We start from the raw sequence: 14288 nt of genomic DNA on the forward strand, positions 1-14288 counted from the left end.
TTTTCTATGATAGATTCACTCGGGAGTTAAAAGTCTCCGTTTGCTCCTTTTTGCATAATATCAAGGATAGCCGATTTGATACGGCTCGCTTTTTTGAACAACTCAGGAGGTAATGTCTCTCCACCGTGTAAAATCATATCCATGTTCATAGAATAAAGCGCAAAGTTGCCATTATCATCTTCAACCATTGCGACACGACAAGGCAAGTAAGCAGCTATATAAACATTATAGTCAACCATCTCTCTGGCAGTGAGTGAGTCACAATATTCGAAAATTTTCAAAAACTTCTGTGGTTCACCGGTTTTCGCAAAGACATCTTCAGAAAGAGGAAGCACGCCGACATTTTTTATATTCCATGAATTTGCAGCAATCGCCATAGACTCTTCAGCCTCATCTACAGTAATTCCTTCTGCAAATGGTACCATCCAGACAGTCGCCTCGGCGGTAACCTTGGACTTTTTCAGTTTTTGCCACATTTCCCAATAAACCTCAGGGGCTTTGGCATCGAAAGATTTAAATACCTTGAAGTCCTCACCAAATTTAGTCCAACCGTAAATTCCGCCAACAATTGCCAGAAGTCCGATTAAAGCAAGTAGGTTTTTAATAAATTTCATTTATTGTATCCTCTGTGTGTTGAGTACATGAAGCGAGTTTTTATTAACTCGCTTCATTAAAAAATTAATGCTCTGCTGATTTACCTTCTAGCACGAAACCACCATCAGTTACTTTAGCAGTTCCGGTAAATGTAAACGGAGCTCCTTCAACTTGAGATAATTTTAGAGTGTAAACTTCACCCTCTTCAACATCAGTGTCGCCTTCTCCCGGCAGGACAATCGTTGCCTGAGCACCGGTTTTACCTGCTATACCATAACGAGTGCGGTAGAATTTAGAGCCCCAAGCCATTTTGAATGTGTTGTCTATATTATCATCACTCATATTGGCTAAAGTGTCTCCATCCCATTCTGCAACATTATCGCCAAACTCATCTTTTAATTCGGCTTTTATCACATATCCTGCTTGTGTGTCAGGTCCGGCATTGACATAACCGTAGAATGATAAAGCACCATCCTCCATAACTTTAACATCAGAAATTTTGATGTTTTGATGATGGAATCCTACGCGAGATTTCAATTTACTATAAACAGAACCATAAAGAGCGTTGTAGAAACCAACAACAAATACAAAAGTAATTACAGCCAGCCATATACTCATTTTTTTCAGGCCATCATTGCTAAGTGGTAAAGGACCAGAGAACAACCATGGGAATAGTTTTTTACTTCCAAAACCAGTATTTGCCAGCTTATTATCAATAGAATAATATCCGGCACCGGTCACAAAAGCGACAGCACAGATTGCAAACCCAAAGGCGGCCATTGTCCATTCATCCAGACAAGTTGAACCCATCCAGCCAAATACCAGCATCATACCGAAATTAAGAAGCATCCCGCCAATTGCAGCAAAACGTGTCATAAATCCAAAGATTAGTGCCAGACCTACCAGCAATTCAGCAATAGAAAACGCCCACATGGCAAAGTTCATTAATGAAACATTTTGAATCACTGACACTAAAGTTTCCGGCATAAAAGAACCAGGATAAGCCGCAGCAATTTTGTTACCTACGAAACCGGAATGCTCGACATCGAGTTTGAATGTGTCACCTGTTGGTGTAATTCCATAAATTGCACGTCTGGAAAAACCACCCCAGAAAACGAAGCCCATTGTTAAACGAATAGCTAAACTGGATAATCCCAGTTGGCCATAAGTATTTTTTAAATCATTATTTGACATAATTGCCCTCATAAAAATATAGTCGTATTGCTTTTAATTCTATCATAACAAATTCGTACTTGCTACATTAGCAAATGCTTATATTAGAAGAAAAGCCTAAAAAAAGAGGGCAAATTAAGCCCTCTTAATAAATTTTTTAAATAAATTAAAAATAATTATTCGACAGATTCTGCTTCCATTGCTAAGAAAACAGTATTTGCGTTCAAACGGTTAACACTGTCAAAAGCAGGTAAACTACTGAATTGAGACCAGTCAATTCCTTCATAGGCTTCAACAAATCCCATCATTTCTTCAACAGCTTCACCCATCACTTCACGCATGAATAACAAATAACTCTTGGTTAATTTGATTGCTTGAGCAGGATTATCAGATGCCGGCCCATGACCCGGAACCAAAAGGTTCAGTTTTAAACTGGTTTCCATATCTTGCAAAGTATTTGCCCATCTTAATGTGCTACCGCCACCAATAAAGGGAACACGGCCACCGAATATAATATCGCCTGAATAGAGGACGCCATCTTCTTGAACATAAAGCGTTAAATCTCCACCTGAATGCGCAGCACCAACAACATTGATAACAAAATGCATTCCACCGAGCTCGAACTCCATTTTGTCTTCGACAATAACATCAGGATGAACCACATAGGTGTCTTCATTAACATAAGGCTTGAGTGACTCTCTTCTCTCGTTCAAACGAGCTGTAGCACCGTCCGAGTTGATATATTTAAAACTACCGTCAGCAGCAATGACTTCTGCTCCCAACTCTTTAAACACTTGGGTGCCATAAATATGGTCAGCATGATAATGCGTTATGACAACTTTTTTAATTGGCTTGTCAGTGACCTCACGAATTCTTTTCAGAAGTTCAACTCCAAGTGAAGGAGAACCCAATGTGTCAACAACAATTACACCTTCATCAGTAACCACAAACCCTGCATTGGAAATAAACCCTGCATTATCAGTAGCGATTCCGGCTTTACCTTGAACTTGATAAGTATGCTCAGCCAGTTTTTTTGCTGTCATTTCAATATCAATTGGCGGGTATTTTGATACGACCTTTGACTCTTCGCTACTTAGGCCGTTGTCACTTGATTTTGTGCTTTCAGACTGACATGAAATCAAAGTCACGGCAGCAAGAATCAGCACGAACGCTTTATTAAGTATTGTATTCATAATTACCTCAACTCATGGTTGTAAATTTCAAAACGCTGTGAGTATAGCACAAAAAATCAGTTACATTAGCAACTTCTTATATAGTGATTTATAAATTGATAAATAATGGTGTTTTGGAGATTGCTGTGAAAATCATAAATACAATCATAAGCGTTGCCAAGAAGTATGCTAAATAACTTTTAGCACCATTGGACTTCAACGCCATCATTCCAAAACCAATATAAAAGACCAATGCAATGATTTTTGCACCTAACCACAATTGATCCCAAGGTTTAATTGAGGCCATAAAGGCCAAAGTAAACCCTGAAATCAACAGAAGTGTATCATTGACATGCGGAATAACTTTTAGCAATTTACCGGTTGGTTTTTTAAATAACTTCAGAAAAAACCTCAGCTCAAACAAAAAAATACTGACAACAATAAAAAGTAAATGTGCATGTTTAATACCGGCGTACACGATAGATTACTCTTTGACTCCTAACATCTTCAAAATAGTAATCATTGGACACCAGTTGGTAAAGCCTGATTGAAACAAATTAAACCCGACAAAAGCAGTCAGCCATAACCATGACATTTGTGTGAGGTTGACCTGGCCCATAACATGTGCCAAAACCAAAGACAACATAATTACCAAACCGGCAATAATTCTAAGCATTCTATTTACATTCATAATAATTCCCCTGTTTAAAGTTTAAAAAAATCAGGAACACTCTTGAGCCTCAAGAGCTTCCTTAAGAGACCTTTTCAAATAAAAGTCGTAAAAATCTATTGCTCCGCCGGTACCGATAATTCGTTTACCAATTTCTTTTCCGTTTTTGTCTAGAAATAAGACAGTTGGAGTTAATGTGGCTTTGATAGAGCGAGCATAATCAAAAGAATTGACTTTGTTTCCTTCAAAATCAATATGTGTTTCATTACTGTCTATAAGTAACTCCCGCAACAACCATTGACTATCAAGTTCACCGTTAAGAACCTCAGGAACAAAAACCTGCTTTTTCAGTTTCACGCAATAAGGACAATCTTCGCGACTAACCATAATCACCATGACTTTGTTTTCGACACAAGCTCTTTGAGCAAGAGTTTGGAAGTTTTCCAGAATCAATAATCGTTCATATCCGTCAGCTAGAGACACGCTTGCAAAAAATATCAGCAATATAGACAGAGTTCGATATTGATACATGATGAGTTAATAATTAAAACATCGGATATTAGAACGCAGATTTAACATATTAGCAAATGTTAATATAAGTTTTAGTGGTTATATTGACGAGAATAAAATATTCCAGTACACAAAAGCACTGACACCAATATCAACAAACCGCTATTTCCAAAAATCGGAATGATTGGTGGAGAATATAATAAATCGCCAATATATCGGCCTCGGGCATAGCTGCCGACAATTTGTTCATTTTGATAATTGTTACTGACAGTATTGTCATTGAAGTTGAGAGTATATGATTTTAGTGATGTTATGGGACTACACCAACCAGTCAAACAAAAAAAAGCAGGATGATTTATTGCAAAAAAAGAATTGTTTTCAATTCTTTCAAATGAAACTCCCCATATATCAGTAAAGTCACTCAGCTTAATGTTTGACTGAATACTCCACTGTCCGTCACTTTTGTTAATTTTATAAGTCTTTTGATGGCTAATAGCTGTTATCGTATTATCAAAGTTCTCAAAAATCACACCAAAAGACTCATTTGAAATTTGAGTTACCCAATTAATTGAACCATCAACTAGCGATCTTGAGTAGATTGAGCTGTCTTGATTTACAAAATGGAAATAAGTAGAACCATCATTACTGATTAAATCGGAGTTATACGAAGGTGCGTCATATGAAAATAACTCTGACATAGTTTTTATATCAAAAACTTTAAAAATGGTAGAATTACCTCCATCAGATAAAATGAAAATAGCTGTATTTAAAGATTCGTTGAATTCAGCTTTATTTATACTGTAAATTCCGAAATCAACAGCAACTGAAACTGTATTGCTAAGTAAATTTAATTGATACAAGAATTGAGATGAAGAAGTTGAAAAATAAAGTGTGTCATCAGTTTGATTTAGAAAAATAGTTTCTGCTGGACTCGGTATGCTAATACTTTGTTCTACTTCCAAAGTATTTGTATTAATCACAATAATGTGATTATATGTACCAGCATATAGCTTAGTTTGTTCAGAGTTTAAAAAAACACTTCCAGTAAGGTATTCATCAGGTAAATAAATATTTTTTATTATTGATGATGAGTCAATATCAAGTACTGCAATCCTATTTTGAACCTCAAAAGGAGGAGTGAAGTCTGTCAATGGCAAATAAGCCACCTTTGCAATCGAAGAGGTGTTGATAAAAAGGAATGTTAGAAAAACAAGTCGTAGATACATAGCTTTAAATTGTTCGTGGTTTACCACATAATATCTGACACGCTTTGTAATTTCAAGTTAAAGATACTGTAAAAAAAATTGGCAAATGCTACAATCACCACTTTTTCAAATAGGCTAAAGTATGAAAATTAAACAAATAGCATTATTAGGGACAATTTTTGCACTCAGTATTAACACTGCATCCGCAAAAAAACCATCCAAAAAAGATGTTGAAGAGTTTCTCAACAGAGTTGAAAAAACACTAACGGAACAAGGAGAGTTTGCGGCACGCACAGCTTGGGTTCAGGCAAACTTTATTACTGAAGATACCATTTGGCTAAGTGCAAAAAGCAATGAGAGGTTTTCAGCAATGCAAGTAGAATTTGCTATGGAAGCCAGTCGCTATGATGATGTTAAGGTTTCTGATGATATGCGTCGAAAGCTAAACATTTTAAAAAACGGATTGACCATTGCCGCACCTGCGGATGCTGAAAAAAACAGCCAACTGGCGCAAATTACATCTGAACTTGAAGCAATGTACGGTACAGGGAAATATTGCAAGAATGCTGAATGTAAAACGCTGAATGACCTCGAAGAAATCATGACGCATTCACGAGACAGTAGTGAGTTATTGGAAGCATGGAAAGGCTGGAGAACCATTTCGCCACCGATGAAAGATAAATATGCAAAAATGGTTGAGTTGGCAAATGAAGGTGCAAAAAACCTTGGCTTTAAAGACACAGGAGCAATGTGGCGTTCTCAATACGATATGCCGGCAGATGACTTTTCCAAAGAGCTGGACAGACAGTTTCAGCAAGTCAAACCATTATACGAAGCACTTCAATGTCATGTCAGAGCTAAATTGACAGAACATTATGGTGAAGAAGTCATGGGCAATGACGGCATGATTCCGGCTCATCTTTTGGGCAATATGTGGGCACAAACATGGTCCAATGTTTATGATTTGGTTAAGCCTCCGGCAAATGTTGAAGGCTCACCCATTGATGTGACTCAATTGTTACAAGAGTTTGACTATGACCACTTGAAAATGGTGGAAACAGGAGAAGGATTTTTTACCTCTTTGGGTTTGCCAAAATTACCGGATACATTCTGGAGCCGTTCATTGTTTTTAAAACCCAAAGATCGTGAAGTGGTTTGTCACGCTAGTGCATGGGATATCGACAATGAAGATGATATTCGTATCAAAATGTGTATCAAGGTCGATCAGGAAGATTTTGTGACGATTCACCATGAGTTGGGTCATAACTTTTACCAACGAGCTTATAAAGACCAAAGCATTATTTATCGCAATGGAGCCAATGACGGTTTTCATGAAGCCATCGGTGATACTGTCGCTTTATCAATTACACCTGATTACTTGCATCAAATCGGACTGCTGGACGAAGTGCCAAAAAGCGAAAGTGATTTAGGAATGCTGATGAAAATGGCTTTGGACAGAGTGGCGTTTTTACCATTTGGTTTAATGATTGATCAATGGCGTTGGAAAGTATTCAACGGTGAATTCTCGGAAGATGAATATAACAAGGGTTGGTGGCAGCTTCGCAACCATTACCAAGGTGTCAAAGCTCCTGTTGAAAGAACTGAAAATGATTTTGATCCGGGTGCCAAATACCACATTCCGGGTGGAACACCATACACTCGTTACTTCCTTGCACATATTCTGGAATTTCAATTTCACAGAGAATTATGTAAAGCAGCGGGTTATGAAGGTCCACTTCACAATTGCTCAATTTATGGTAATAAAGAAGCCGGGGCTAAGTTAATAAAAATGCTGGAAATGGGTGCCGCTCAGCCATGGCAAGATGCTTTGGAGGTGGTGGCGAACTCTCGTGAGATGGACGCAACAGCTGTATTGGATTATTTTGCACCACTCAAAGTTTGGCTAGATGAACAAAACAAAGGCCGCGATTGTGGCTGGGAATAACTTGAAATACACCATTATGGAATCACCTGTTGGCAAACTATTGCTGGCAGGTGATGACTCTGGGTTGCAAAAAATTCAGTTTGAAAATAACATTCAAATTGATAAAAACTGGCAAAAAGACGATAAGCACTTTACAGAAGCATCTAAGCAATTGAACGAGTATTTTTCAGGGCAAAGAAAGCAATTTGACATTAAACTCAATCTTCAGGGCACTGAGTTTCAAAAGCAAGCATGGCAACAATTACAAAAAATAGAATATGGAAAAACCAAGTTTTATGCCCAAGTTGCTGAAGAAATGAATCGACCCAAAGCTGCCAGAGCCGTCGGCCTAGCAAACAACCGCAACCCAATCCCGATAATCATTCCATGTCATCGAGTTATCGGTAAGAACGGCAACCTCACAGGCTTCGCCGGAGGCTTGGATGTTAAACAGCAATTACTGAATTTGGAGAATTCAAATAAAGCTTAATATTGGTTAATGTTATCCTGCATGATAAAATCCCACAGTTATATTAGAAAAATTTGAATGAAACACACAATAATCTTTATTAGTTTAATATTGCTGTTGGCCTCTTGTATTGAAAAGGAAAAGTCTCAGTCAATTTCAAAACCCAAAGATATTGTTGTGGCTGCACACTATTTCGCCTCAGAATGGCCGAAAACTTTTTGGCAAGAGTTTGAAGAAAAAGACGTTGAAGGAGATTTTCAGCAGATAAAAAATGATGGTTTTAATACACTAATCTTTGTTGTACCCTGGGTCGGGTTTGAGACAAACTTTAATCAAGATATGACTACAAGTAATCCATGGATGTACAAAAGATTGAGTTTCCTTGTAGAAAAAGCTGTCCAGCTTGGTTTTAATTATATTTTACGAGTCGGATTTCCGCACGATTTCACCCCAGAAACCGGAACCAATATTATTCAGTTGTGTACAAATATTTATACTGATGAAGCCTACAAGAAAAAATGGAAAGATTTTCTTAAAAAAATCTACGAAGCAACAAAAAAATATCGAAACAACTCTGATGGAATCTTGGTTTCTTGGGAAGATTTTTGGTGCCCACATTTTGTGTTACCTAACTTACCAATTAATAATAGAATAAAATTAGCACAAGATATAGGTTATAGTGAGTGGTTGTTATCTCAGGACACAAATAAGGTTAAGTTAATACTCGGCGTTAATGAGTTGGATGAGTCTCAGATAGCGATTCCATCAAAGGAGGAAATGTCCTATTTGTATTACCTTGAATATATAGATATGAAGTTTGACGAGTTAATTTTGAATAGTACCAAAGAAATTTTCCCTGAAGCTGCTATGGAAATAAGGGTTGATAAAGACCCTATATTAAACTCATCTGGTAAAACAGTTTGGATTGAGCATGACCTTCATTTTGATGAAGAAAATCATAGAGGAACGTATTGGGCTCCTTTTTGGGGAGCGCAGAATAAAGGTGAGTTGTTATCTGCAAAAGAATCTCTTGCCAATTTTGAGTATTTTTTAAAAACAGTTACAAATTCAAATCAATCGAACAACCATGTTATCGAACAGTTTAACTTCACAGATAATACACCGTATTTTCCAAATAATGCTGAGATTAATTCCAATGAAATAGATGAGTTTTTATTAGATACAGTACCATTACTAAAAAAATATAGTAGTGGATATGGTCTATGGGCTTATAGAGACTATGCGGATAATGGTTTATATAACTCTTCTTTTGAGTATGGTTTACATGGGTGGGATATATCAGGTGATGTTGAGTTGATTGAATACACTGGAGAGAATAAAATAAAACTAAGCAAAGACTCAAATATTTCACAACTTTACAATCCATTTGAAAGACACATGTTGTTTAGTAGTTATAAGGAGCTAATCTTCTGCTTGGATTCAGAGCAAGAAGCTAATTTAACTCTATTATTAAATGAGAAAGAAAAAAAATTAGAGCTCAAAGAAGGTAATAGCTGTCATACAGTTGATATCTCAAAGCAGGAAAAAACAACTCATTTTAAATTTAAAGTCACATCGGATGAAGATATTATTATCGATAACATGAAATTGTATGGGTTTGTACAAAGACTCAAGGTATATGATGAATTTGGAAAAGAAAGTTTGTACTTGGACTCTATCAGAAAGATGAATAGGGAGTTTATACGGAATGTGGAATAAACCCAAAAAAACATTAAGAAGAATTTCTTTAACCTTAGCAATCATATCTTTAGCAGGAATGATTTTTTGGTTGTTAGCGTGGTATATATGGATTAAAAAACCCGAATATATACAGTCTCTAGATGAAAAAATCCCAAATTATTATGAGCAAAGCATTCAAAGCCACAAAGAAAAGATTAGAAACTCAAAGTCTAAAAATGAGCAGATTGATAACATCATTGAATTTATAAATGAATTTGATGGAACGACATCATTAAATAAAGTATATGGTTTTTTGGTTGAAATGTATGAACTGTTAATCAACAACTATATAGAAAACAACCAAAATGTTAAAGCACTTGAAACTGCGGAAAAGTGGGAACAAAAATACCCCTATGAGTTTCGAGCAAAATTTGCATACTTTAATTTGTTAAAGCAAACTGATAGCGAAAAGTCACTAGAGTATATTTCTAACATTTATAACAAGTATCCGGACATTAATGAAATTAGTACTCTTTATGCTCAAGCATTGATACAAAATGGCCATATTGCAGAGTCAATTAATATTGGGAGATTGCAAAAAGAAAGCTATATAGATAACTCAGAAATTGGCTTTATGTTTTTTTATAAAAATGATAAATACCCTAGTTTTCATGCAGATACAAAAATCTCCTTGCCATTGAAAAATGTAGAAAGAATTGGTAATCAGTATAGTGTTATCATGCAAAAAGAAATTAATAAAATAAAAGGATTAAGAATAGACATAGATGGCATGAGAGTTGGTTCAAAAATTAGCGACATCAAAATAGACCTAACAGTTGGTGGTCGGAAATATGAGAACTTGGAGTTCAAACCATTGAATCAAATTGTTGAAGCAGCCCATGGGTCTTTTAAACCAACCGGAACAGATCCGTATTTTGAAATTTTTATTCCTGAAGAGTTTAAAGGACAGGACATTCTAGCTGATATCAAGGCAACATTAACAATACAAAACCAACCGGAGTTTTTTCTGGAAAATATGCTTGATTCGGAAGAGTGGCAGTTTTTTTATTCAGAAAACAAGGACTTTTCAGAAGATAAATCAATAAAGTTTAAGGTTGATACCACTATTCATGACATTAGAGTAAAAGTAGAAGCTAAACTCGCCCTCCAGCCATTATCTGCTGAGTTTGTGAGATTGGATTTTCCGGCTGTTAGCGGGCTTAAATTCACAAACTTCAAAATTGAATTGGATGATGTAGTTATTGAAACAGACAAATACGTTGCCGCAAATAATTTGAATTATCTCCAGGAAGAAAGTACGATAAACGTAACTGGAAACGACCCCCATATTATTTTTAAGCTTAATACTTTAACCTCGATAAAAAGTGTTAATGTATATATGGAATTAGGAGAATAATATGGGTCGGCTAAAGATAATACTGATATTCAGTTTGACTTTGACACTGCCGGTAAATATTTTTGGTATATATTGGCTTAAAAAAACTTTCAAAACATATCATGAGCTTGATAAATTTGAAGTTACAATGGATAAAACAAGTAGGTTTTTTAGAGTTGGTAATGCTGAGTTTGATGATGCCATTCGTCGAATAAAAAGTGTTTTTAATCTCAGCGAAAAAGCAGACGTACAGTTATTAATCAATCAAAAAGATTTACATGCTTTATTTTCAGATTTACCAAAATCAGGTTTTGATGATAAAGACGATACCTATTTGATAATGGATAATGTTGTACTTAAAGGAAAAACCAGGCTTAGAGGCGATCATATTTATCACTGGGGTCTTGCTGATAAATCATGGCGATTTAAAACCTCGAAAAAAAGTGTTCACAACGGTATCAATAAATTTAATTTTGTTATACCAAAATCATTGGATTTATTATCAAACCATATGTCCTATGCTCTAGCAAAATCATTAGATCTTCTGGCGCCAGAAAGTAAGTTAGTCAGCTTTGCTGTTAATGGTAAAGAAAGAAGAAGCAAGTTGATGGTAGAGCAAATTGATGAAAGCTTTCTTCGAAAAAACCGTCGTATGCCAAACGACATCTACAAAGGCGATAATATCGGACAAAGTAAATACTTTGGCGTTGATGTCAGGTTATTTAATAATCCGGGTATTTGGGATAAGGCATCTTATAACAATCATTTTGATTCTGATAATAAAAAACCACTGCAAACAATGCTCCAAAACCTTTCGATGGGTGACTACAAAACTATGGATTTAAAGAGTTTTGCAGCATTTTCCGCCTTTATTGATTTGGCATCATCTTATCATCATGATCAAACTCACAACTGGATTCTTTATTATGATGGATATTTTGAAAAAATGTTTCCTATCGTATGGGATTCAACAGGTTGGAATAATCAACCAATTGATAAAGTCCACTTGAATATTATGTCATCGGATTTGTTAATAAAATTATTTGAAAACTATCAATTCATAGCGGAAAAATATCGGGTACTTGAGAGATTTTATTCTTCTGAGAAAGAGAGTTTTTTAGAGTCCTTGAAAATAGAAACAGCAAATTCTGAAGAACAGATACGAAGAAACGATAGCTCAATTTCTCTTTACAGTGATAAATTAGAGAGATCAAAAAAATATCTCGCGAAATTCAATTCGAAAATCATCCAAAAACTAGATGAGGTAGAAGCTTATTTTCTCGGCAAAGTGAGCATATCAGATTATAAATATTCTCTACCAGATGATTTATATACAGTCAGATTGCTTGTTGGAGGAAGCAAATTAATTACAAATATCCGGTTCCGGTTTAACGAATCAATTAATGAGCGGCCTCAAAGTGTACATGTTGAATATAAAAAAGGCAATCTCCTGCATACAGTTAATCTGGCGAACCAAACGAAATATGAAAATAACCAATTGAATATAAATATAGATTTGTTACCGAGAACTGAAAAGGATGATGCTTTTTTAGGAATTAAAACTATTTTTACAGAAGCAACTTATGATTTTATTTTTGAAGGAGTTAACACAAAATATATTGATTCGGTTGAACTTACATTTCTAAATTTGGATAAACAAACGATTCAGGTTGAAAAGGTTGAAAATATCGGCTCTATCAGTTTTAGACCGTCAAGTAAAAATATCATCAATAATACCGCTTTTAATCAACAAACCTGGACTGTCGAAAAACACTTTAGCGGATTTACAGAAATCAAAGACGATGTGGTTATTGAGCCGGGAACGCAGTTGGTTTTTGATGAAGCTGCCAGTTTAAGAGTTTTAGGAAAAGTTACAGCGATAGGCACAGCAGAGAACCCGATTGTATTTGATGCCAAGGACTCTTCAAAGCCGTGGGGAGCTTTTGCCTTGAAAGGGAAAAGAGCCGATGAGTCTGTTTTTAAACATGTCATATTCAAGAATGGCAGCGGAGATAAGGGTAGTTTACACGAATACACTGCTATGTTTTCAGTTCATGATGCGGATCGAATCTTAGTTGAAGACTCGGAGTTTTATGACAGCAAGTTAACTGATGACATGGTTCATGTTATCTACTCTGACATCATATTTAGAAACAGCAAATTTGTCCGTTCATTATCCGATGCTGTTGATATTGATATTTCTTCAGCAGTTCTCGACAATTGTGAATTTGTTGGTTCAGGGAATGACTCTATTGATTTGATGACTTCTGATGCTGTTGTGTTAAATACAAAATTTTATAATTCTGGTGATAAGGGAATTTCAATTGGCGAAGGTAGTAATTTACTGGCGATTAACAACTATATAGAAAACAGCGAAATTGGTATGCAGTCTAAGGATACATCGAAGGCATTTATCTATAACACATCATTTATCGGCAACAAAAAAGCCATTGATGCGTATCATAAGAACTGGCGTTATTCTAGTGGTGGCACTATTAATGTCGAAAATTGTGTCATGCAAAACAACTCTGAAAATGCAACCGTAGGCAAGAAATCAAAAGTTGTCATCAATAACTGTGAAATTGACACTCCTCAGAATTTTATAGCAAAAGATATCAAGAATAAAAAAATCACTGTTGGTAATGAGCAAACCATCCAGTTTGATTTTGATAGCGAGTTTTTTCAGAAGTACAGAAATTTAATTAAAGCAGAAGGCAAAGGGTATAATGGCAAATAGTACGAATAAACCCATCAAGGAAAACTTTCTTCGCTATGAGTTTAAGTATATTCTGAGGGATGAATTGAAAGATGCTGTTGAGACAGAGCTGTGTCATTTTATGCAATTGGATCCATTTGTTGAAAGGTTTGAAGATAAGAAATACTTGGTTAGAAGTTTATACTTTGATGATCCGGTTTACAGCTTTTATTATGAAAAAACTGACGGACTGATGCACAGACAAAAGTTTCGTATTCGCACATACTCAGTGCAACATGATGAAAACATACCGATAATGCTTGAGTTAAAAGGGCGGTATAATAATTTTGTTTACAAGAACCGAACAGAAATTTCCCATGATGAAAAGATTGCTAATGATGTCTTTAAATTAACGGAAAACATTATAAAAAAAGATAACAATAATGTTCTTAATCAATTCATCTACGACCGATACAGAAAAAAAATTGCTCCGGTGATGCTGATTGATTACCAAAGAAGAGCCTATCAAAGTAAATATGATTATGAGTTTCGAATCACCTTTGACGGCGAGTTATATGGCACACAGACCAGGCAGCTTTTTCCTAAAGATGATGTGAATAAACGTAAATTGATTGATGGGTTTACCATCATGGAAGTGAAGTTCAGAAAGCATGTTCCGCCATGGTTTCACCGTATAATGATTAAATATCAATTAACCAGGGTTTCTATTTCAAAGTACTGTACAGGAATGGAAGCGACAAATTTAATAAAAAACTTAGAAGATTAAACTAGAAGAGAGA

General features: G+C 35.6%; 13 protein-coding genes. 6 read left to right on the forward strand and 7 right to left on the reverse strand.

What is annotated here, in order from left to right; translation table 11 throughout:
- Positions 1-26: 26 nt before the first annotated feature.
- The 7 genes from R3F25_05375 to R3F25_05405 all read right to left on the reverse strand — a co-directional run bounded on the left by R3F25_05375 (position 27) and on the right by R3F25_05405 (position 5372).
- Positions 27-614 (reverse strand): DUF302 domain-containing protein, encoded by a 588-nt coding sequence (locus R3F25_05375; protein MEZ5496245.1) that lies wholly within the window; start codon positions 612-614, stop codon positions 27-29.
- A 64-nt stretch (positions 615-678) separates the two neighbouring features.
- A complete protein-coding gene (locus R3F25_05380) occupies positions 679-1788 on the reverse strand; it encodes a TQO small subunit DoxD (protein MEZ5496246.1) in 1110 nt (369 codons plus the stop codon).
- Between the two features lie 155 nt (positions 1789-1943).
- Positions 1944-2960: an MBL fold metallo-hydrolase gene (locus R3F25_05385; protein MEZ5496247.1), complete on the reverse strand. Its 1017-nt coding sequence runs from the start codon at positions 2958-2960 to the stop codon at positions 1944-1946.
- An 88-nt stretch (positions 2961-3048) separates the two neighbouring features.
- The gene (locus tag R3F25_05390) at positions 3049-3417 is read right to left on the reverse strand and encodes a SirB2 family protein (protein ID MEZ5496248.1); all 369 of its coding nucleotides are present in this window, start codon (positions 3415-3417) and stop codon (positions 3049-3051) included.
- 6 nt (positions 3418-3423) lie between these two features.
- Positions 3424-3630, reverse strand: coding sequence for a DUF2892 domain-containing protein (locus R3F25_05395; protein MEZ5496249.1), 207 nt, complete (start codon positions 3628-3630; stop codon positions 3424-3426).
- A gap of 30 nt (positions 3631-3660) precedes the next feature.
- Positions 3661-4092 carry a thioredoxin fold domain-containing protein gene (locus R3F25_05400; protein MEZ5496250.1) on the reverse strand — a complete coding sequence of 144 codons (432 nt, stop codon included), beginning with the start codon at positions 4090-4092 and terminating at the stop codon, positions 3661-3663.
- A 119-nt stretch (positions 4093-4211) separates the two neighbouring features.
- Entirely contained in the window at positions 4212-5372 is a 1161-nt protein-coding gene (locus R3F25_05405; GenBank protein ID MEZ5496251.1) for a hypothetical protein, read from the reverse strand.
- A 94-nt stretch (positions 5373-5466) separates the two neighbouring features.
- Here R3F25_05405 and R3F25_05410 point away from each other — a divergent pair, with 94 nt between their 5' ends.
- From R3F25_05410 to R3F25_05435, 6 genes are all read left to right on the forward strand, one after another.
- Complete coding sequence (locus tag R3F25_05410; protein MEZ5496252.1) at positions 5467-7269, forward strand: M2 family metallopeptidase; 1803 nt, start codon at positions 5467-5469, stop codon at positions 7267-7269.
- Between the two features lies 1 nt (position 7270).
- Complete coding sequence (locus R3F25_05415) at positions 7271-7738, forward strand: methylated-DNA--[protein]-cysteine S-methyltransferase (protein ID MEZ5496253.1); 468 nt, start codon at positions 7271-7273, stop codon at positions 7736-7738.
- A 57-nt stretch (positions 7739-7795) separates the two neighbouring features.
- Positions 7796-9436, forward strand: coding sequence for a hypothetical protein (locus R3F25_05420; protein MEZ5496254.1), 1641 nt, complete (start codon positions 7796-7798; stop codon positions 9434-9436).
- Entirely contained in the window at positions 9426-10814 is a 1389-nt protein-coding gene (locus tag R3F25_05425; GenBank protein MEZ5496255.1) for a hypothetical protein, read from the forward strand. Before R3F25_05420 ends, R3F25_05425 begins: the two co-directional genes overlap by 11 nt.
- Before the next feature lie 127 nt (positions 10815-10941).
- Positions 10942-13530, forward strand: a complete 2589-nt coding sequence (locus tag R3F25_05430) for a right-handed parallel beta-helix repeat-containing protein (protein MEZ5496256.1) — start codon at positions 10942-10944, stop codon at positions 13528-13530.
- Positions 13520-14275, forward strand: a complete 756-nt coding sequence (locus R3F25_05435; protein MEZ5496257.1) for a polyphosphate polymerase domain-containing protein — start codon at positions 13520-13522, stop codon at positions 14273-14275. The genes R3F25_05430 and R3F25_05435 overlap by 11 nt, the downstream gene beginning before the upstream one ends.
- The last annotated feature ends 13 nt before the right edge of the window (positions 14276-14288 follow it).

The organism is Gammaproteobacteria bacterium (assembly GCA_041395445.1).
In the GTDB taxonomy this organism is placed as follows: domain Bacteria; phylum Pseudomonadota; class Gammaproteobacteria; order Xanthomonadales; family Marinicellaceae; genus NORP309.

Bases quoted from the DNA above. Each gene is read 5' to 3' on its own strand.
- R3F25_05375 (MEZ5496245.1), bottom strand. From the start codon at position 614: ATGAAATTTATTAAAAACCTACTTGCTTTAATCGGACTTCTGGCAATT.
- R3F25_05380 (MEZ5496246.1), bottom strand. From the start codon at position 1,788: ATGTCAAATAATGATTTAAAAAATACTTATGGCCAACTGGGATTATCC.
- R3F25_05385 (MEZ5496247.1), bottom strand. From the start codon at position 2,960: ATGAATACAATACTTAATAAAGCGTTCGTGCTGATTCTTGCTGCCGTG.
- R3F25_05395 (MEZ5496249.1), bottom strand. From the start codon at position 3,630: ATGAATGTAAATAGAATGCTTAGAATTATTGCCGGTTTGGTAATTATG.
- R3F25_05410 (MEZ5496252.1), top strand. From the start codon at position 5,467: ATGAAAATTAAACAAATAGCATTATTAGGGACAATTTTTGCACTCAGT.
- R3F25_05420 (MEZ5496254.1), top strand. From the start codon at position 7,796: ATGAAACACACAATAATCTTTATTAGTTTAATATTGCTGTTGGCCTCT.
- R3F25_05425 (MEZ5496255.1), top strand. From the start codon at position 9,426: ATGTGGAATAAACCCAAAAAAACATTAAGAAGAATTTCTTTAACCTTA.
- R3F25_05430 (MEZ5496256.1), top strand. From the start codon at position 10,942: ATGGATAAAACAAGTAGGTTTTTTAGAGTTGGTAATGCTGAGTTTGAT.
- R3F25_05435 (MEZ5496257.1), top strand. From the start codon at position 13,520: ATGGCAAATAGTACGAATAAACCCATCAAGGAAAACTTTCTTCGCTAT.